Annotated in this window: 16 protein-coding genes; 7 read left to right on the forward strand and 9 right to left on the reverse strand. The window is 54.1% G+C overall.

Annotated features, from left to right (window positions below):
* Window positions 1-26: 26 nt before the first annotated feature.
* From H6G13_RS09730 to gvpA, 4 genes are all read right to left on the reverse strand, one after another.
* Window positions 27-368 (reverse strand): gas vesicle protein, encoded by a 342-nt coding sequence (locus H6G13_RS09730; protein WP_190483014.1) that lies wholly within the window; start codon window positions 366-368, stop codon window positions 27-29.
* The gene (gene gvpN, locus H6G13_RS09735) at window positions 365-1,690 is read right to left on the reverse strand and encodes a gas vesicle protein GvpN (protein WP_190483015.1); all 1,326 of its coding nucleotides are present in this window, start codon (window positions 1,688-1,690) and stop codon (window positions 365-367) included. The genes H6G13_RS09730 and gvpN overlap by 4 nt, the downstream gene beginning before the upstream one ends.
* A complete protein-coding gene (locus H6G13_RS09740; RefSeq protein ID WP_190483016.1) occupies window positions 1,687-2,721 on the reverse strand; it encodes a hypothetical protein in 1,035 nt (344 codons plus the stop codon). The genes gvpN and H6G13_RS09740 overlap by 4 nt, the downstream gene beginning before the upstream one ends.
* A gap of 243 nt (window positions 2,722-2,964) precedes the next feature.
* Window positions 2,965-3,183 (reverse strand): gas vesicle structural protein GvpA, encoded by a 219-nt coding sequence (gene gvpA, locus H6G13_RS09745; protein WP_190483017.1) that lies wholly within the window; start codon window positions 3,181-3,183, stop codon window positions 2,965-2,967.
* Window positions 3,184-3,618: 435 nt separating this feature from the next.
* Between gvpA and H6G13_RS09750 the strand changes: the two genes are divergently transcribed.
* The 3 genes from H6G13_RS09750 (at window position 3,619) to ctpC (ending at window position 6,910) form a co-directional block, all read left to right on the forward strand.
* The gene (locus tag H6G13_RS09750) at window positions 3,619-4,089 is read left to right on the forward strand and encodes a tetratricopeptide repeat protein (RefSeq protein ID WP_190483018.1); all 471 of its coding nucleotides are present in this window, start codon (window positions 3,619-3,621) and stop codon (window positions 4,087-4,089) included.
* 120 nt (window positions 4,090-4,209) lie between these two features.
* Window positions 4,210-5,439: a (E)-4-hydroxy-3-methylbut-2-enyl-diphosphate synthase gene (ispG, locus tag H6G13_RS09755; RefSeq protein WP_190483019.1), complete on the forward strand. Its 1,230-nt coding sequence runs from the start codon at window positions 4,210-4,212 to the stop codon at window positions 5,437-5,439.
* Window positions 5,440-5,602: 163 nt separating this feature from the next.
* Window positions 5,603-6,910: a carboxyl-terminal processing protease CtpC gene (gene ctpC, locus H6G13_RS09760; protein ID WP_190483020.1), complete on the forward strand. Its 1,308-nt coding sequence runs from the start codon at window positions 5,603-5,605 to the stop codon at window positions 6,908-6,910.
* Window positions 6,911-7,050: 140 nt separating this feature from the next.
* On the opposite strand, the gene H6G13_RS09765 is transcribed toward ctpC, so the two are convergent.
* Together H6G13_RS09765 and H6G13_RS09770 are read right to left on the reverse strand one after the other, a co-directional pair.
* Window positions 7,051-7,239: a DDE transposase family protein gene (locus tag H6G13_RS09765; RefSeq protein ID WP_190483021.1), complete on the reverse strand. Its 189-nt coding sequence runs from the start codon at window positions 7,237-7,239 to the stop codon at window positions 7,051-7,053.
* Between the two features lie 77 nt (window positions 7,240-7,316).
* Window positions 7,317-7,877, reverse strand: a complete 561-nt coding sequence (locus H6G13_RS09770) for a GspH/FimT family pseudopilin (protein ID WP_190483022.1) — start codon at window positions 7,875-7,877, stop codon at window positions 7,317-7,319.
* Window positions 7,878-8,188: 311 nt separating this feature from the next.
* On the opposite strand from H6G13_RS09770, the gene H6G13_RS09775 reads away from it, so the two are divergent.
* A complete protein-coding gene (locus H6G13_RS09775; protein WP_190483023.1) occupies window positions 8,189-9,298 on the forward strand; it encodes an S-(hydroxymethyl)glutathione dehydrogenase/class III alcohol dehydrogenase in 1,110 nt (369 codons plus the stop codon).
* A gap of 50 nt (window positions 9,299-9,348) precedes the next feature.
* Window positions 9,349-10,197 (forward strand): S-formylglutathione hydrolase, encoded by an 849-nt coding sequence (fghA, locus tag H6G13_RS09780; RefSeq protein WP_190483024.1) that lies wholly within the window; start codon window positions 9,349-9,351, stop codon window positions 10,195-10,197.
* Window positions 10,198-10,619: 422 nt separating this feature from the next.
* On the opposite strand, the gene H6G13_RS09785 is transcribed toward fghA, so the two are convergent.
* Complete coding sequence (locus H6G13_RS09785) at window positions 10,620-11,210, reverse strand: TIGR04376 family protein (RefSeq protein WP_190483025.1); 591 nt, start codon at window positions 11,208-11,210, stop codon at window positions 10,620-10,622.
* A gap of 52 nt (window positions 11,211-11,262) precedes the next feature.
* Entirely contained in the window at window positions 11,263-12,243 is a 981-nt protein-coding gene (locus H6G13_RS09790; RefSeq protein WP_190483026.1) for a hypothetical protein, read from the reverse strand.
* Window positions 12,244-12,656: 413 nt separating this feature from the next.
* On the opposite strand from H6G13_RS09790, the gene H6G13_RS09795 reads away from it, so the two are divergent.
* Window positions 12,657-13,646, forward strand: a complete 990-nt coding sequence (locus H6G13_RS09795; protein ID WP_347277457.1) for a YihY/virulence factor BrkB family protein — start codon at window positions 12,657-12,659, stop codon at window positions 13,644-13,646.
* A gap of 15 nt (window positions 13,647-13,661) precedes the next feature.
* On the opposite strand, the gene H6G13_RS09800 is transcribed toward H6G13_RS09795, so the two are convergent.
* Window positions 13,662-17,969: a PAS domain S-box protein gene (locus H6G13_RS09800; RefSeq protein ID WP_190483027.1), complete on the reverse strand. Its 4,308-nt coding sequence runs from the start codon at window positions 17,967-17,969 to the stop codon at window positions 13,662-13,664.
* A gap of 334 nt (window positions 17,970-18,303) precedes the next feature.
* On the opposite strand from H6G13_RS09800, the gene pap reads away from it, so the two are divergent.
* Window positions 18,304-19,773 carry a polyphosphate:AMP phosphotransferase gene (gene pap, locus H6G13_RS09805; RefSeq protein ID WP_190483028.1) on the forward strand — a complete coding sequence of 490 codons (1,470 nt, stop codon included), beginning with the start codon at window positions 18,304-18,306 and terminating at the stop codon, window positions 19,771-19,773.
* Window positions 19,774-19,823: the final 50 nt, after the last annotated feature.

Raw genomic sequence — 19,823 nt, forward strand, 5'->3', positions numbered from 1 at the left:
CATCGCTCGAAAATTAAGCTGATAGCTTACTCCTGAGCAGCCTTTAGGGCTCTCAGTTCAGCTTCTAAAGTTTCCAGACGACTCTGGAGCTGCTGATTGGTTGCCAGCAGTTCCTGATTGCGGCTACTCAAGTAGGGATCGTTTTCCCACCAGTTGATGCCGATTTCACGGGCTTTGTCCACCGACGAGATCAGCAGACGAATGCGGATACTCAGCAGTTCGGTAGACCCAACCGAAATCGAGATATCTCCGGCGATGACCACACCTTTGTCTAGCACCCGTTCTAAGACGTCTGCAAGGGACGAACCCTGGGTAGAGGTTGTGATAGCGCGGTTGGGTTGGGGGCGAGAGAGAGGAGTTGCAGTCATGCCTGATGCTCTAGCTCAGAATAGGGGCGGTAGACCGAGGGTTGGCTGACCTGCTCATGCTTCATCAGCAGGCCCTGGTCCAGCATAGATTTCAAAGCATTGACCACTTGAAAGCGGTTCAACTGTAGGGACTCCTCAATGTCGGATAGCTTAGCTTCGCCCTGTTCCAGAATGAAGCTATGGATGCGAGCTTCATGAGGATTTTCCTCAGCTGGAATGGAGCCATCCTCAGCTTTGGTTGCCAGGGAGGTTTCTTGAGCCAAGGAGGTTTCTTGAGGTAGAGAGGCTTCTTGAGGAATGAGTTCAGTCTGCAGAATGGACTGCTCAACCCATTCGGTGGACGCTTGCTCTGATTTTGGTTGCTCCCCGTGCAGACGGGCGGTACTAGGTTCGCTTTGCAGTTTTTCAGCTACCAGAATTTCCGTTTCCGCTTCCTGTGCTCCAACTAGAGAGTTGAAGACCTCCCAGAGGTGACGGGTGGCATCGGGCAGAGCTTCTTTAGATCGAGAAAGCAGCACGTCACTGCACACATCACGAAACTCTGGGTCTTCGGCCAGGGTGGGGATCTGGTGCTGCTGGCAAATCGTGGCGATCATAAGGCTGGGCCGCAGGCTAGAAACCATATCGGGGGCCATGTTAGCGTGGAAGTTTCGCACAACTCTAACCACAGTTAGGGCCGAGGCGGCCTCTAGTCCCACCTTTTGCACTAAAATTTGCTGCTGAGTTAGCTCGTCTGGTTCTGGCATATCAATGGTGATTAGCCGGTCTAGCAAAGCATCCTGGGTACCGTGAACGCCGCAGTATTCTTCTGGGTTTGAGGTGAAAATTCCCCGGAAATGGGGGCTCACCCGAATATACTCAGAGCGATTGTTGTTGGGCGGCAGCACCAGCAACTTCTCTTCCAGGGCCGAGAGCAGGACGTTGTTAACCTCAGGACGAGAGCGGTTAAATTCGTCGTAGACCAGAGTAAACCCCTCGCGACAGGCCAGCGTCAGACGAGAATCAACCCAGTTCTGGCGCAGTTCGTCCTCGACTTTAACAACGCTGTGAATGTAGTTGTCTACGACTTTTTTGCGGGTATAGCCCGTCTGATTACCAATCAAGTCTGAGGTCTTAAATTCATCGTCTCCAAAGAGAAGCATGATGGGTCGACCGAGCAGATCAGCTAGGTGTAGGCCCAGCGTGGTTTTTCCGGTGCCTGCCGGACCTTTCAGGTGAATAGAGTAACCCGACTGAAGGTAGCGCAAGGCGCGGCGGGCAATTCGCTCGGTTGTGGGCGTGCTAACAAAGTGGCGGGGGCGGGCTTGGAGCACAGTGTTCACAGGACAGCTTCCTCTTGGACGTGATAAATCCGGTCTTCCTGAACAATTAGTTCTTTCTGAATCAGCGATCGCAATGCATCAACTGCCTGAAAGCGACTAATTCCCAGCTCTGATTCAATCTCGGTCAACCGCGCTCCATGACTTTTGTGGAGGTAGTTGTAGATCAACTCTTCAACGTGATCGCTTTTAGGCTCAGCGACTTCTGGTGCCGGTGCGGGCAAGGGGACAGCGACAGCCATCGGCGTAGGTAGGATGGGTGGAACTGCCGGAACCACAGGCTGAGTCGTTAGGGCCGCAGTGGGGAGTGCTACCACCTCTCGGTGACGGTGAGCCTGGGCTTGAGCCTGAGGCTGTGATTGGACTACCGCAGGCTGGAGTAAGGGAGTACCTGTGACGCTTTGGCCCCAAACTTGAGCTGTTAGCTCAGCTCGAAAGTTGCGTAGGCCCTGACGAAAATCCGCTAGATCGTGGAATAAAGCTTCTACTTCTTCTGCCAAAGCCTGGCGCTGCTGCTGCCGTTGTTCTTGGCGTGGGGCTGCAGCAGCGTGACGGGCAATCGTGAGGGCGTTCAGGGCTGCCGCCACTTCTGTTTTCAGTTCAGTGACGTAAGCTTCTAGCTCAGGAAGGAGTTGCGATCGCAGCATTGCCTGCGCCTGCCGATGCCCTGCTCGTAGGCTCGCTGTTTCCTGGCGCAGGTTGGCTACTCGGCGCTGCAGACGTTGTAAATCTTGGGCAATCTCCAGGCGCAGGTCACTCACAACGGCCTCGAGTTCCTGCTGATCGGCGGCCAATTTTTGTCTTAGGACCTGGGCCTGAGTTAATCGATGCTGCCGGGCCTGAGCCAACCAAAGAGCGGTCTCATCCTGCAAGTTTATATGCAGCTGGTTCAGGGCCTGGCGTAGCTGGGCAGCGTTAGCAAAGCGTTCCTGCTGCCAACCGTCGAGAGCAGCATAGACCTGCTGCCGCCGTTGAGCAACGATTTCCTGGCGTAGTTGCCTTGCTGCCTGCCACTGATCATTAAATGCAGCCACAGGAATGCTCTCCTTGTGCAAAGAACGGGTAGCTAAAGAACGTAAAGATCAATCTCAGAAGTGATTGACTGAGCTAACCAGATCTCTCCCGCCTGTTTTAGAATAGGGACAGCCTTGAAGTACAGGCAGGAGCCGGATCAGGTTAGACATCACCCTTAGAGATAGAGCGTTAGGAAGCTGTGGTCGAGGCAGGATTCCTAATGCCATAGTCTGTCAGGAAGTAATTTAGATGATGCAGTCGGCCTAAACGGCAGGAACAGCAGCCTGAGCGGTCAGACCAACGGCTTCTGCGTACTTCAGGTAGGTTTCTACCGAAGCGATTACGACTCGGGCTTCCACAGCTAGCAGTTCGATACCGACTAGGGAGACGCGGACCCAAGCATCAATTACGATGCCCTTGTCCAGAATGCGGTCAACTACTTCTGCCAAGCTGGAAGATGAGTTTACTTTTTCAACAGCCATAGTCTTTAAACCCCAAAACGTCAAGAGTTAACTTATGTAGTCGGGAAAATTCCCGGTGAGAGTCTCCAATGCCGATAGATGTAAGACCTATCGAAATGGTTGGTGTGCAAAGGTTTTATGGATGCACACTTGGTAGTTTGCCCAGATTCGGTGAGCGATCGCAGCGGGAACTAAAAAAGTTACCTCTAGGTCTAGCAGCAGGTTTTCACCAAAACTGGGGATCCAGAGCAGAAAATACGAATGAGCTGTCTTGGGTACTCTCTGCCACTGTTTGACGTAGAAAAGCACCGTCAGAAGCGCTAATACGCAATTCCTTACTGAGCCAAACTTAAAGTTCCCGGTTGAGTCTTAGAGATTCACATTCCGGTAGAGACTGCAATACTTGTTAAAAATCCCTTAAGGTAATTTATAGAAGCCCCCTCTCGCCCTGCTTTGATGGAAAACACTCCGATCTCCGATTTGCTTGATGCTTTAAAGCATCCTGATGAAGCGATTCGGCAAGAGGCCACCGATGAGCTCTGGCGTCTCTGGTTTCAGCAGAAGGGCATCTACGCCACCCAACAGCTGATGAAAAGCCAGACGCTACTCGAAACAGGTCAGTTTGAGGCAGCAGCAGACTTGCTCTCTGGCATCATTCAGGGGCAGCCCGATTTTGCCGAAGCCTGGAACCGGCGAGCAGTGCTGTATTTTACCCAGAAGCGTTATTGGGATGCGATCGCAGACTGTGAGCAGGTGATCAAGCTCATTCCCTATCACTTCGGGGCACTCCACGGACTGGGCCTCTGCCATGCAGCGCTGGGAAATTATGGAGCTGCTATCCAAGCCTTTCGCAAAGCTCTAGAGGTACAGCCGTTTTCTCTCATTAATCAGCGGTTAATTTTGGAGTGTACGGCGAAGCTGAGCTAGAGAGGCAATGTCGTCTCTACCGCATCTAAATCGCCCCGATCTGTGGCAACCTGAGTATTGAACTGTGAAACGTCATTGAAATTAGGACGGCACAGCAACTTTAAAGATTGAGTAGATCCTATGCAGACGCTACCATCTCCCCCGACCTCGTCCTCTGCGATCGCATCCAACCCTGGGTTTGACACCACTATCCATCGACGCAAGACCCGACCTGTCAAGGTGGGCGACGTCATCATCGGTGGAGGTTACCCGGTAGTTGTCCAGTCGATGATTAATGAAGACACCCTGGACATTGACGGGTCTGTAGCCGCCATTCAGCGACTGCACGAGATCGGCTGCGAAATTGTCCGGGTCACTGTGCCTAGCATGGCCCATGCCAAAGCCCTAGCTGACATCCGCAAAAAGCTAGAAGCCACCTACCGACCTGTGCCCTTAGTGGCAGACGTTCACCATAACGGCATGAAAATTGCCCTAGAAGTGGCTAAGCACGTTGACAAAGTGCGGATCAACCCCGGCCTCTATGTCTTTGAAAAGCCCCAGGCAGAGCGCACCGGCTATACCCAGCAAGAGTTTGAAGATATCGGTCAGAAAATCCGGGAAACTCTAGAGCCCCTAGTGATTTCTCTGCGAGACCAGGGCAAAGCCATGCGTATTGGGGTCAACCACGGCTCCTTGGCAGAACGCATGCTCTTTACTTACGGCGATACGCCAGAAGGCATGGTGGAATCGGCCTTAGAGTTTATCCGTATTTGCGAGTCTTTGGACTTCCGGAATTTAGTTATCTCCCTCAAGGCTTCGCGGGTGCCGGTCATGGTCGCCGCTTACCGGCTAATGGCCCAACGCATGGACGAACTGGGCATGGACTATCCCCTACACCTAGGCGTCACTGAGGCAGGCGACGGCGAGTATGGCCGGATCAAGTCCACAGCAGGGATCGCCCCTTTGCTAGCCGACGGCATCGGTGACACTATCCGGGTTTCTTTGACCGAAGCCCCTGAAAAAGAAATTCCGGTGTGCTACAGCATCCTGCAAGCTCTAGGGCTGCGTAAGACGATGGTGGAGTACGTGGCCTGCCCGTCCTGTGGACGCACGCTGTTCAACCTGGAAGACGTGCTGCACGAGGTGCGAGAGGCCACTAAGCACCTCACGGGGTTGGACATCGCTGTCATGGGCTGTATTGTCAATGGCCCTGGGGAAATGGCAGATGCAGACTATGGGTACGTGGGTAAAACCCCTGGCTATATCTCCCTCTATCGGGGCCGGGAAGAGATTAAGAAAGTGCCTGAGGACCAGGGAGTCGCAGAGCTGATTAACCTAATCAAGGCCGATGATCGCTGGGTTGATCCTTAGCGCAGATGCCCGCAGGCAAGCACGCTAAGCTCTGACAACAATTAACAAGTATGAAGATTCCAGGGACTTCCTATCAGTAGAGGGGGTCTCGGTATCTTCTACCACTCTCCCCAGAGAGGCTTGTGCTAGATTGAGCGTAATTGGCCCGATCACAAGATTTTCTATGGCGATTCCAAAGCGCGGACTAGTCCTGGGGGCGACAGCGGTAGCAGTAGCTGCAACCATTGTCACAGGGGCAGGCATTCATCTTTCCCAAAGCAAGGCCTTCTTTCAAGAGAGCCCGAAAGAGCTGGTTGATGAAGTCTGGCAACTCATTGACCGTAACTATGTCGATGCCACCTTCAATCAGGTGGATTGGGAGTCTGTTCGAACTGACTATTTAGGACGTTCCTACTCCAACCAGGAAGAAGCCTACGTGGCTGTCCGGGAGATGCTGGAGAAGCTAAACGATCCCTACACCCGGTTCATGGATCCCCAAGAATTCCGCAATATGCAGATCGATACCTCGGGCGAACTGACCGGGGTCGGGATTCAAATTTCTCAGGAGGAAGAGACTGAGGAGATCGTAGTAGTCTCTCCCATCGAAGACACGCCTGCCTTTGAAGCGGGTATCCGCCCGAAGGACGTGATCTTAGAGATTGACGGGGAATCTACTACAGGGATGGACCTGAATGCAGCGGTCAACCGGATTCGAGGCACAGAAGGATCGCAGGTGCAGCTCAAGATCCGTCGAGGCAGCGAGGAAATCGAGTATGAGCTGACCCGAGCCCGGATTGAGATTCATCCAGTTCGCTATAGCTACCAGGAGGGGCCAGAAGGGCCAATTGGCTATATTCGGTTGACTCAGTTCAGCGCCAATGCGGCAGCGGAAATGCGCGAAGCCATTCAGGCCCTAGAGGGGCGGGATGTTACTGGATATGTCCTTGATCTGCGATCCAATCCAGGAGGGTTACTGTACTCCAGCATTGACATCGCCCGCATGTGGATTGACTCTGGAACGATTGTGTCCACCGTGAATCGACAGGGTGTAACCGACGAGGAAGCTGCCAACAGTCGGGCTTTGACTAACAAACCCCTAGTGGTTCTAGTCGATGGCGGTTCTGCTAGCGCCAGCGAAATCCTCTCTGGAGCCCTGCAGGACAACGATCGGGCTACGCTAGTGGGCACTCGCACCTTTGGTAAGGGCTTGGTGCAGTCGGTTCGCAGTCTAGCTGATGGCTCCGGCGTTGCTGTGACGGTTGCCAAGTATCTGACCCCGAGTGGCCGAGATATCAACAAGCACGGCATTGATCCAGATGTGCAGGTTGACCTAAGCGACACCGATCGAGAGGCTCTAGCGGACAACCGCGATCTCATCGGCACTCCTGAAGATCCTCAATACGCACGAGGTCTAGAGGTGCTGACAGATGCCATTCGGGCAGCCCGAGGTACGAATGTAGGAACAACCTCAATCCCGACTCCCACCAACTAAAGGATCTAGCCAAAGGTTCGAGCTACCCGTAGCAGAGGAGTGTTGCGATGGTCCAAGTGGCTATTGCAACACTCCTTCTTTATCTAAAGAAAGCGCCTTACTCCAGCACAGAACAGCTTGATTCTGTCATTAAGATGAGGCTATACGGGTTTGCACTTGCCCGAGCGAATCAGGCCTACCCGCCGAGCGACGGCTTCTGCCTCAGAAACGAAGGGACCCCACTGCTTAGCAGCTGTAGGGTCTGACTGGGGGATCTGGTCCGCTGTCATGATGGAACAGTGCCCAGCCTCAGTTTGCACGATGTACCAAGCTTTTGCAGTCTCGCTCATAGGGATTCTCAAAATAGTAGGCCGGTAATAGAGAACAAAGGGCTCAAACTAATCACGCCCTGCCCCCTTATTTCATCCTAGTAGCAGTACCGTCCGTTGCTGTCAGGGGTAGGTTGCTCTCGTCCATCCCGCAGGGCTCCAATCAGCGTAGAAACGATTACACAGCGCTTTGCCCTGCCGCCATTTCTACTCATTAAAGTAACTCGACCCAACCGGGCGCTCACATCTCCCTGATAACCAAACTGGGTATAGTAAACGTCTTGCTTTTTCAGCAGGGTTGTATTGCTGATATCGAAGGTGACTGACTTCTCCAGCGGCTTCCAGACTTTGACTTGAGCCGGATCAATAGCTTGATCATGCTTAGCCCATTCCAGATGGTCTCCATTCTCCCGAATGCTGAACTGCCCCTCGCGCTTCTTCTGAATAGCCTCGCTCTGGACATGTCGCATGGCCTGATGAATTTCACGCTGGGCCGCCGTCAAGCAGTAGGCATCGTACCAGGCGAGGTAGACCGGTAAGGCAATGGCAGCCAGGATAGCTAATATTGACAGGCCAGCTAGACTCTCTAGCAGCGTAAATCCAGACTGCCCAGACCAATTGAGGGCTGGCTTTGGCCAGTCCGATGAGGTGTATTTCATAGTTGGGATACCCCTGAATCAGTGTGTCTTGGTGAAGAGCCCTCCGGCAACAGCTGAGAACCGTGCTCATCACGCTCCTTAGCTGTTGCCGGAGGGCCAGTATTGGCCTGTGCCAACTAATGCTTTAGTCCCCACAGCAGCATTCATTGGAGGACTTATTTGAGATTTCCCACGAGCAGAGGTAAAGGAAGCAAGGTTCAGCCTAATTAGCTAGAGCCCAACGATTCAGCTTTAACCAAATTTTTCTAGTTTCCAGGTCGCCTCGGCGGTTAAGCTAGCATCACGCAGGTTGTTATGCAGGAGACGTAGCTATGGATGTCAAGGCTGCCGTTGCTTTTGAGGCCGGAAAACCCCTCAGTATTGAGACTGTTCAGCTAGAAGGCCCGAAAGAGGGAGAAGTTCTGGTTGAAATCAAAGCAACCGGCATCTGTCATACCGATGCCTACACTCTCTCCGGCAAAGATCCAGAGGGCCTGTTTCCGACCATTTTGGGCCATGAAGGGGCGGGTGTTGTGGCTGAGGTGGGGTCGGGTGTCAAAAGTCTCAAGCCGGGCGACCACGTGATTCCGCTCTATACGCCTGAATGTCGCCAGTGCAAATTCTGTCTCAGCCGCAAGACAAACCTCTGTCAGGCGATTCGCACGACTCAGGGTCAGGGCTTGATGCCGGATGGTACTAGCCGCTTCTCTTTAAATGGAAAGCCGCTGTATCACTATATGGGTACCTCGACTTTTGCCAACTACACGGTGTTGCCTGAGATCGCCTTAGCCAAGATTCGAGAAGATGCTCCTTTTGACAAGGTCTGCTACATCGGCTGTGGAGTCACAACCGGGGTTGGGGCGGTCATCTTTACGGCCAAGGTTGAAGCGGGGGCCAACGTTGTCGTGTTTGGTTTGGGCGGCATTGGGCTGAATGTGATCCAGGGTTGCCGCATGGTGGGCGCAGATAAGATCATTGGGGTAGACCTGAATGAGGGCAAACGTGCGATCGCAGAAAAGTTTGGCATGACCCACTTTGTTAACCCCAAGGAAGTTTCAGGGGACTTGGTGGCGCATCTGGTGGAGTTAACTGGGGGCGGGGCTGACTATTCTTTTGAGTGCATCGGCAATGTCAATGTGATGCGACAGGCTCTCGAGTGCTGCCACAAAGGCTGGGGCGTCTGCACCATTATTGGGGTTGCCGCAGCGGGACAAGAGATTAGCACTCGCCCCTTTCAACTGGTGACGGGTCGGGTTTGGCAGGGCAGTGCCTTTGGCGGGGCCAGAGGCCGTACTGACGTACCTAAGATTGTGGACTGGTATATGGACAATAAAATCAACATCGACGACCTGATTACCCACGTCTTGCCCCTAGATCAGATCAACCACGCCTTCGACCTGATGCATGAGGGTGAGAGCATCCGCAGTGTCGTTGCATTTTGATCACTCTGTTTAATTTGATTCAGAGTATTTGACCACAAAATTGGGCATCTATGACATCACTGACATTAGTTAAACAGTTTGCCTGCTTTGGGGGTCTGGTGGCTTACTACAGCCATTCCTCTCGCGAATGCGGGTGCCCCATGCAGTTTGCCGTGTTTGTACCGCCGCAGGCTCAAGAGGGGCCGGTGCCAGTGCTCTACTACCTGTCAGGGCTGACCTGCACTGAGGACAACTTTACGGCTAAAGCCGGGGCTCAGCGGTATGCTGCTGAGCATGGGCTGATGTTGGTTGCCCCCGACACTAGCCCCCGAGGGCTAGGTATTCCGGGGGAGGAGGATGACTGGGACTTTGGCACTGGGGCCGGATTTTATGTGGATGCAACCCAGAAACCCTGGAGCCAGCACTACCGGATGTACAGCTACGTAGTGCAGGAGTTGCCTGAGCTAATTGCCGCAAACTTCCGAATTCAGCCCGATCGCCAGGGCATTTTCGGTCATTCCATGGGCGGTCATGGAGCCTTAGTGTGTGGCTTGCGGAACCCGGATGTCTTTAAGACGATCTCTGCCTTTGCCCCAATATGTGCGCCGATGCAGAGCCCTTGGGGGATAAAGGCATTTAGCCGTTATCTAGGGGCAGATCTGACGGCTTGGCGACAGTACGATGCCAGCGAACTGGTAAAGCACCACGCTGACTCGAACCGCCTGATTTTGATCGACCAGGGTGAGGCTGACTCATTTCTCGATAACCAGCTGATGCCCCAGGTGCTTGAGCTGGCCTGCCAGGAGGCCAAGCAACCGCTGACTCTGCGGCTTCAAGAAGGCTACGATCACAGCTACTTTTTCATTTCTACCTTTATGGCTGACCATATCCGCCACCATGCGCTAGGGTTATGCCAGTAAAATGGCTGTGGTTCCCTGAAATGGGGCTTAAGTAGGTATGAAGCTCTGGTTGGTATGCTTTTTTCTTCTGTTCTTTGTCGCAGAGGGGCTGCAGTGGATTGGGCAGATACCCTGGGCAGGTGGGGTAGAGTTGCCTTGGCCTACCACTATTGTGGGAGGGCTGGTGCTTGCGATCGCATCCAACACCCAATTAGGTCAATTAGGAAAACCCCAGCCCCCGTCCCCAATACAAGAAGCAGAGACAAAACCATTGCCCGCTCCAGCTTCCCCTGCAGAAGCTGCTTCTGCGATCCCCAATCAGCCCCTTACAAACTCGCCACAGTCGATTTCATTTGAAATTCAAAAACCAAAAAGCCAAGCATCTTCGGCCCATCCTCCGCAGCAAAGGTAAGCAGATCCCCCATCGGAGGTTGTCTAGATCCCTACTTACCCATCTGACGCTTGAGATTGTCCAGCTCTTCCTGGGTTTCCCACCGCTGAAAAGTTTCCTCTAGAGGGTCAAGGGGCTGGGTAAAAGTTTTGTAAGGGCTTTGGTTCCACCCAGTTTCCCAACTGGAGGTAGAACTCTGAGGGGTAGTGCGCTGAGCAGCTTGCTCGGCTTGAGCTTGGGCAATTTTAGTTTTGAGCTCGCGGCGGCGGTCGTGGATACGGCGCTGGAGTTCACGGGCTTGCTCAGCACGCTCTTTGACGCCTTTCATCTGACCCCAGAGATGATTGCCCTGCCGCAAAAGAGCTGCTTCCCGCTCTTCGGCCGCCTGCACAAGTTCCAGGCGGTTAGAGGCCCTAGCCTTCTCAATCCGGGCATGCCACCGCTGAATGTCCTGCGCGGTCGACAAAATACCGTCCTCCAGCTGCTTTTCTCGGCGTTTGAGATCCCCAAGCAGGTTGATGGCGTCTTCCTCCTGGCCCCGTAGCTGATCCTCTAAGGCCATCAGCTCCAGCTGGGGATTTGCCCGCAAAAATTCATCTAGCCGAGTTTCTAAGAACCGGCTGAGATCTTCAAATAAACCCATATCGGCTGCTCCCCTGAGCTAACGCTACCTGCATCCAGTGTAGTCGGATGCACTAAAATTTTTGGCCGATAAAGACGGAGCGAACCTCTCCATTACGACGGATAACGGCCTCTTCGTTGGAGACTGAGACTAGACTCCAACCGCTGCTGCCAACCCGTTCTCCGATATAAATCCGTTGGGGCACCCCGCTGACCTCAAACAGGGCTGCTGAGCGAGAGCCCAGCTCTAGTACGCCCACTAGCGTGTGCACAGCAGCGACTCCGGCAGCTACATTAGCAGGCTGGCCCGCTGCTGGAGCCGTTGGAGCAGTCGGAGCTGCTGCCGTTGGAGGCACCGTCGCCGGAGCGGTGGCCGACTGATAGGGAATGTAGACCCGCTCAATGACGTTGACTGGGCCTTGGGCCCCTGAAATCGCAGGTGCACCTACAGGGGCGGGGGGGACTACCATCGACGAACCTGGCAAAACCGCTACGGTAGGCATATCTACACTCGCCGAGCTACCGCTGGAGCCGCTCCGGTTAGCAATGACTTCTAGAGAGCGCTGGAGATAGTTGAGAAATTCTGGGTTGGACTGCACTGGCTGGGCTACAGCGGAGCTGGCCCCTGCAGCAACTGGAGTAGCCTGACTCAGGCGCTGCTGGTTAATTGCCCACAACACGCCTAGACCGACCGCTGAGCAAAGTGCCCCCAACAGCAGCACGTACTCGAGAGAAGGCTTGAGCCAGCGCCGTTTTACGGGATGAGGTGGTGGTGGTGTAGTGACGACTGCAGTAGAGCCTTCTAAAGTCTGCAAGGCGACTTCGGGGCTATCTTGCACAGAGAGCACATTGTCGGTGCTGTCTGTCATTACTGTAACTAACTGCCCTGAGCCCACGGGAGCAACCTCTTCGCTGCCATCTAATAACCTGTCTACATCTTCAAACAGGTTATCCATCAGATGCTCGGCATAGGAATCTACCAAAGTTGCCGCATCTAGTTCAGAAGTTTCATTGGCAGACAGAGTGAGGGTATCGACCTCGGAGGATTGACTCATGGAACACGTCCCGAAACGTTAACAAACACGTCCGCTAGATTGCCTAGACGTTAGCAAAATATTGATAGAACCGCACAGGCGACAAGGGATTGTTAAGTAAATTATCAATTTCTCGTAGCACCTGCAAATAAAATTTGCTCAAAAGAGCATTTCTATTTTTCGCAGAGAGCGGATCTGCAGAAACTTAAATGGAAAATGGAAGAGTAGACTCTTCTTAATTATCCAGCCAGCAGAATCTCGGTTATCCATCCTTGGCTATTTGTACTTCAACTGCTGCAAAATGGCGAGTATTTTGTGACTGCTTTCGCGTTTTTTGGGTAGACGATGGTCTTTTCTGAGGCTCTAGCTCAGAATCAGGGTGAAATGATTCAATCAGGAATAGCGTTTGGGGCGATCGAACATACAGGTGAGCTGTGGTTAAGTTCAGTCAAAATCGAGTGATGCGATCTGCCTGGGTCAAGCTCCTAGGCCACACGATTCTGAAATGGCAGCGGGATGACTGTCTAGAAATGGGGGCGGCTTTGGCCTACTACTCACTGTTTTCCCTGTTTCCAATTATTTTGGTGATTTTGAGCGTAGTGGGGTTTGTGATTGGCCCCAATACAATGGCGTATAACCAGATCGTGCGGTTTGCTCAGGAGGCGCTGCCATCCGATGCCTTTCGAGTCGTGCAGGACGCGCTGCTGCAGCTGCACACGGGTAGCACCAGCGCTAGCATCATTGGTTTTGGCATTTTGCTATTTACCGCTAGCGGCTTTTTTGGGGCGCTGAGCCGTGCCTTTGACAAGATCTGGCACGTCAAACCCCGGGCTGAGGACGGCGGCGGGGTCACTGCGATCGCGCTTAATTTTCTCTGGAAGCGGATTTTTGCCTTCCTAATGGTGATTGGCTCCGCTGGGCTGATTTTGGTTTCCCTGCTGTCCAACATCGCCATTGATGCCTTGATGCGGATTTTGGGGGAGTTTAGTGAACGGGTCGATCTGGTCACCATCAATCAGGTGAATCTGTTGCCTTGGTTTCAGGCGGGCATTTCCTTCCTGTCGCTGGCCCTAGTGGTTATGGTGCTGTTCAACGTGCTGCCTTCTACCCGCGTAGCCTGGGGAGATGTCTGGCTGGGAGGTCTGCTAACGGCCCTGCTATGGGTCTTGCTGCAGCAGCTCATCAGTAACAGCGTGATTAGCCTTGGCAGTCGCTTTCGCTCCTATGGCGTGGTCGGTGGGGTCATGGTGCTGATGCTGTGGATCTACCTTACCAGCCAGATTTTTTTCCTGGGCGGGGAGTTTACCTACGTCTATGCCCACATGTTTGGCAGCCGCAAACAGGGCAAGCTAGGGCCGCGTAAACCCCTAGAGACTGCCCCAAAAAACCTTCAGAAAAACCCGAAGGCAAAACCTGAGGCTTAGCTGCCGCTAGCTGAACTACCCTCGCTGCACCCGGACAGCATATCGCTGCAGCACCTCCAGCACACCGTCGCGCCGGATTGGCTTACTGAGGTAGTCATCCATGCCTGCGGTCAGACAGCGCTCCCGATCGCCAGCCATTGCATGGGCCGTCATGGCAATAATGTAGGGTTGGGGCAGGGCAGTCTGCCGAATGCGCCGGGTCGCCTCTAGTCCGTCCATCTCTGGCATCTGCACGTCCATAAAGACCACATCGTAAGGCTGGCGGCACACCGAATCTAGCGCTTCTATACCATTGCTGGCCAGGCTGATACTGGCATATCCCAGGCGCTGCAACATATGCTGAGCTACCCGCTGATTGACCGGCACATCATCGACCACCAAAATCCGCAAGGGGTGGGGCTGAAGCGGCAGAATGTTTGCCGGTAGTTGAGCGGTGGCACGGCTGACAACGGCAACTGGCTGGTGGGGCTGACTGTCAGCCTCGGCCCAAACTTCAGCCTGAATGGTGAAGTAAAAGGTAGACCCGTGTCCCACGTCGCTCTCTACCCAAATGCGGCCTCCCATCATTTCACAGAGGCGCTTGCTAATAACCAGCCCCAGACCGGTACCGCCAAAGCGCCGGGTGGTGGAGGTATCAGCCTGACTAAAGGGCTGAAATAGGTGGTTTAACTTATCTGGAGGAATGCCAATACCGGTATCGCGAACTGCAAACAGAAGTTCATAGAGAGCGCAGTCGCGCCCCGCCGCTGGCAGCTGATCGCTGCTGACGCTGACTACGACATCCCCTTGGGCAGTAAATTTCAGGGCATTGCCCACCAGGTTAACCAGCACCTGCCGCAGGCGGTTAACGTCTCCCTGCAAATGAATTGGCGTATCGGGCGCAATGGAGTAAGCCAGACTGAGGCTTTTGCGGGCAATCTGGGGGGTCAACAAATCCAATGTGTCCTCAATGCAGGCTCTCAGGTTGTAGCGAGAGATCTCTAGTGCCAGCTTGTTTGACTCAATCTTTGAGAAGTCCAGAATGTCGTTGATGATGGTGAGCAAAGACTCGCTGCTGCTGCGGACAGTCTCGACATACTCTAGCTGACGTGGGCTCAGGTCGGTCTCCCGCAGTAGGTCGGTCATGCCGATGACGGCATTCATAGGGGTGCGAATTTCGTGGCTCATAATCGCTAAGAACTCGCTCTTTGCCTGGCTAGCTTTGTCGGCCCCCTCCTTGGCCTGCTGCAGTTCCAGAGACTGCTGCTGCAGCCGGAAGAACAGCTCAGCCTGCTGAATGGCGACTGCTAGCTGGGCGCTAATTTGCACTAAGATGCCTGTCTCTGTGTCTATCCAGGCGCGGGGATTGCTGTTTTGGTAGGCAGCCAGCAGCCCCCAAAGCTGATCTCCCTGCACGATGGGGGCAATCACATAGGCTTTGGCCTGCAGCTGCTCTAGCCATTCGACACGGCGGGGATGTAAGCTGGCTCCGTAGATGTTGTCAACCTGTAAGGGACGCATGCCGGTGCCTAGCAGGTCGATTGAAACTGCCTGCAGCAGGAGACTTGCGATCGCAACTTGCGCGGGTGCTACCGGCTCAACGACTGGGTGAGCTTCCAGCGTGCCTAACGGTTTACGGGGCAGCAGCGCCAGCCACCCCTCGCCAACTGATTCAGCCACGACCTGACCAGTGTCGTCGGGATGGAACCGATAGATGAGGCTGCGATCGCACCCCAGTACCCGCCGCAGCTCATCCACCGTAGCCTCAAAAATAGTCGCCAGATCGAGGGTCTGGCGCATCCGCTCAACCATGCGGGCCACGGTCTGCTCGCGCTCCAGACTTTGCCGGAGCTGGCTCTCTGAGCGCTTGCGCTCGGTAATGTCCTGCACTGTGCCAAAGAGGCGCACTGTCTTACCGGTAACCGCATCCTGCACGGCCTGCCCTTTGCCCAAAACGTAGCGCCACGTCCCATCGGGATGTACGATTCGGCACTCCAGCTCGTAGGTGCCCCCAAACTGAATCAGCCGTTGCACCTCAGCTTCAAGCCAAGGTCGATCCTCGGGCAATGTATGCTGCAGCGTTTGCTGATAGTCAAGCGCGGGTTGACTCGGATCGAGGCCGTAGATGTGAAACACTTCCTCAGACCAGACCACCTCACCCGACTCCGGGTCAAACGACCAGTTGCCCAATTGAGCAATGCGTTGAGCCACTGCCAGAGCATGCTGGCTTTCCCTCAGGGCGATTTCAGCGCGCTTACGTTCGGTAATGTCGCGGACGATGCAAAGAACCTCATCGGGGCCACTAACTGTCACCCGAACCTCTTCGTACTGTTGTCTGCCGTTGATCTCAGATTCCTGCTCAAATACCTGCGTCTCACCGGTTTTCAAGGCCTGTTTGATATAGTGCTGCTGCCGTTCTACTATTGAGGGCGGCAGAAACTCGGCTTGGGAGCGCCCTATCGGATCAAAACCTTCAGGCAGCAAATCAATAACTTGATTAGTGCGAACATAGCCTAGGTAAGTACCATCTGCCCGCAGCCGATACATCAGGTCAGGGATGGCATTGAGAATGGCTGCCTTTTCTGCCTCACTTTGACGCAGGGCGGCTTCGGCTTGTTTACGGCTGATCTCGCTGCGTTTGCGGGCGCTAACGTCGCGCACGATAATCAAAGCGCGATTTTCGCCGCAGGAGGTGATCCGCACCTCTTCGTACCAAAGTTCCTGATCAACCTGAAAGGTTTGTTCAAAGACTTGAGTTTGCCCAGTTACAATGGCCCTCTCAATCCCTTGGGCATGATTGACTGCTATCTCCGTAGGCAGCACCTCAAAGATACTTTTACCGATAGTATCGACCGATGTCGGCACCAAATCAGCAAAGCCCTGAGAGACGAACCGATAGATGAAGCGTCCATCTCGGCTGACCAGCGCCATTAGATCAGGGATGGCATTGAGAATGGCCTGGTTGTGCTCCTGGCTATCTTTTAGTGCCTGTTCGGCCCGTTTGCGATCGCTAATATCCTGCACTTGGCTGACAAAGTACAGTGGCTGACCCTGCTCATCGCGCAGCAATGAAACGTTGAGAATGCCCCAAACCATCTGCCCGTTTTGGTGGAGGTAGCGCTTTTCTAGCCGGACAAAAGATTGCTCACCCCGTAGCAGCAGCTGAATCTGCTCTGCTTCTTGATCGAGATCCTCCAGGCAAGTAATTTCTGAGACTCGCCGCCCTGGCAATGCCGCCTGCGCGTAACCCACCATGTCAGATAGCGCGTGGTTAACCTGAAGCAGATAGCCATTCAAGTCAACAATCGCCATGCCGACAGCAGAATCTTCAAACACCCGACGAAACCGTTCCTCGCTCTCCTGCAGAGAAATTTCGGCCTGTTTGCGATCGCTAATCTCTCGGCTAATGCCCAGCACATAAGTCTGATCGCCTAGCTCGATCAGGTCACAAGACAGCAAAGACGTAATCACGGTGCCGTCAAAGCCGCGCCAGTGAAATTCAAAGTTCCGCACCCAGCCCTGGGCCTGAAGCTGAGCCGCAATAGCTTCGACCTCGGCAAGATTGGCAGACAGATTGAGAGATTGGGCCGTCTGCCCTACCACCGCTTCACGGGGGTAGCCTGTGATCCGCAGGAAGCTGTCGTTGACCTCGACAAAACAGCCGTCGAGCGTCGAAATCGAAATTGGATCGGGGCTGCTGCGAAAAATGTGGGCAAATCGACCTTCAGAGGACTGCAGCGCTGCCTGAGCCATCAGGTGCAGATCGTCCACGGGCAAAGCCAGTGACAGCGTTTTTCCTAAATCATCGGCAGCGATAGCCTGGGAGCCGCGGCTCAGGCGTTTGAGCCAAAGCCTAAAGGACTGCGCCAGCGCCAGCCCTAGTAGTGCCGCTAGGCCCCCCGCCACCGCACTTACCCCCGGTACCCAGCGCCCATTGCGCAAAATAGCCCCCATCATCTCGCTGGGAGAAGCCGCTGTAACAATCTGCCTATCCCGACCCTTCACAGCCGGGTAAAGGCCCAGCACTAGCCAATAGGTTTTCTTCCCCGGCTTAAATAGCAGCCCGATCTTAGGCGGTAAGGTTGAAGCAGATAGGGGCTGTAGGGAAGACCTCTGCTGCCTTCTCTCCGCTACCTGATCGGCTGTAGCATCCCATAAACCAAGACTGGCTTCACTTTGGGCAGAGGTTGACTGCGTTAGTTGGCCGATCAGTTCTGCTGCTTGTTGACTACTGCAGTAGGACAGGTCGCCAACCGTTCCTACTGTTCCCAGAGACGGCAGAACAACCGTTAAGGTCAGCAGCCACCTTAACGGAATTTTCTGAACACAAACAACCCAGGACAAGAGAAAAGTCAACAACGGAAATGTCCAGTCTATCTGGAGTTACAAATCATACTATCGGCACTGAAGCTGGGCCGATAAAGCCAAATTGCGCAATTTTTTGACAAGGTTAAACTCTTTGCTCATTTCTCCAAGTGGGGTAGAACTAGCAGGTGAGGAAGCAGACTTTTGACCTTAGTCCTGGGGCAACAAGCCAGAGTTAGATAAACTTAGCCGCTGCCCTTGGACAAAGCCTTCAAACAGACCTCAGGGAGTTGCGAAATATTGCCGTCTCCCATCAGCAACCACATCCTCCCTTACCGTTAAAGCCTGAGCAGCAGGATCGAGGAGGCCACGTTTGTTTGAAGCGGTTGAACTGGGTCAGAAACTCTCTAAAGACAACTATAAACAAGTTGTTCCACAGTTGCGGGTTGATTTAGTCAATGCCCAGTACGAACTGCGGCAGGCTAACTTCCCGGTCATCATCCTGATTCTTGGAGATGACCGCCACGCCTGCAACGCGGTTCTCAACAGCTTGATGGAGTGGATGGATGCCCGCTACATCGAAGCTTTCTACTTTGGCAGGCCCAGTCAGGAAGAGCAGCAGCGGCCCCGTTTTTGGCGCTATTGGTACGTTCTGCCGCCTCAGGGAAAGATCGGCGTTTTCATGGGGGCTTGGGCCGCTAGCGCTCTGGCTGAACGGGTTCGAGAAGAGATTGATAATGCTGAGTTTGAGCAGCGCTGCCAGCACATTTGCCGCTTTGAGCAGGCGCTAGCCGACGACGGCGCGCTGATCCTTAAATTTTGGCTGCACCTACCCAAAGCCATTCATGAACAGCGTCGCAAGAAAAACTCCCGCAACGGGTGGACAGACGATCGCACCTGGGCCGTTTATGAAAGTTATGACGACGCCATTCGGGTAGGCGAGCAGCTAGTGCGGCTGACCAGCACAGCAATGGCTCCCTGGATTTTGGTGGATAGCAGCAATTCTCGCTACCGAATTGTCACGGTCGCCCAGGCAATTCTCAGCGCTCTGGCAGCGCGATCGCAAAATGGCCCCGCCCAGGAACGGCCCGTCGCCTTACCCGCCACCGTCACCCTGCCCAACTACCAGCAAACAGTACTGAGCACCGTGGATCTGAGCGCCAGCATTGTCTGGGAAGACTATCGGCCCCAGCTCGATCAGTACCAGGCAAAACTCCATAAACTTACCCGTAAAGCCTTTCAAGCAGGACTCTCTACCGTCTTGGTATTCGAGGGCTGGGACGCAGCAGGCAAAGGCGGCGTGATCCGGCGCTTGACTCAGGCCATGGACGCCGAAGTCTACAAAGTCATTCCCATTGGAGCCCCCACCGACGAGGAAAAGGCCCACCACTACCTCTGGCGCTTCTGGCGGCACCTGCACCGTGCCGGTAAAGTGCTAATCTTCGATCGCAGCTGGTACGGTCGGGTGCTGGTAGAACGAGTAGAAAACTTCGCCAGCGAACCCGAATGGCAGCGATCCTACAGCGAAATTAACGACTTCGAAGAACAGCTCACCGGCCACGGCATTATTTTGCTTAAGTTTTGGCTGCACATCGATGCCGACGAACAGTTGCGCCGCTTTCAGCAGCGAGAAAATACCCCCTACAAAAAATACAAAATCACCGAAGAAGACTATCGCAACCGAGAAAGGTGGCACGACTACGAAGTCGCTGTTTCTGACATGGTCACCAACACCAGTACCGAATTTGCCCGCTGGCAACTCATTCCCGCCACCGACAAGCGCTACGCTCGCGTGCAAGTCATTCAAACCCTCTGCCAAGCCCTAAAGCAGCATTTAACCTAGCCCGCCCCTGCTTGAGCAAAAACCTCCTCTTGCCCTTCTACCCCCTACCG

The sequence above is a fragment of the Pseudanabaena sp. FACHB-2040 genome (genome assembly GCF_014696715.1).
In the GTDB taxonomy this organism is placed as follows: Bacteria; Cyanobacteriota; Cyanobacteriia; order Phormidesmidales; family Phormidesmidaceae; genus JACVSF01.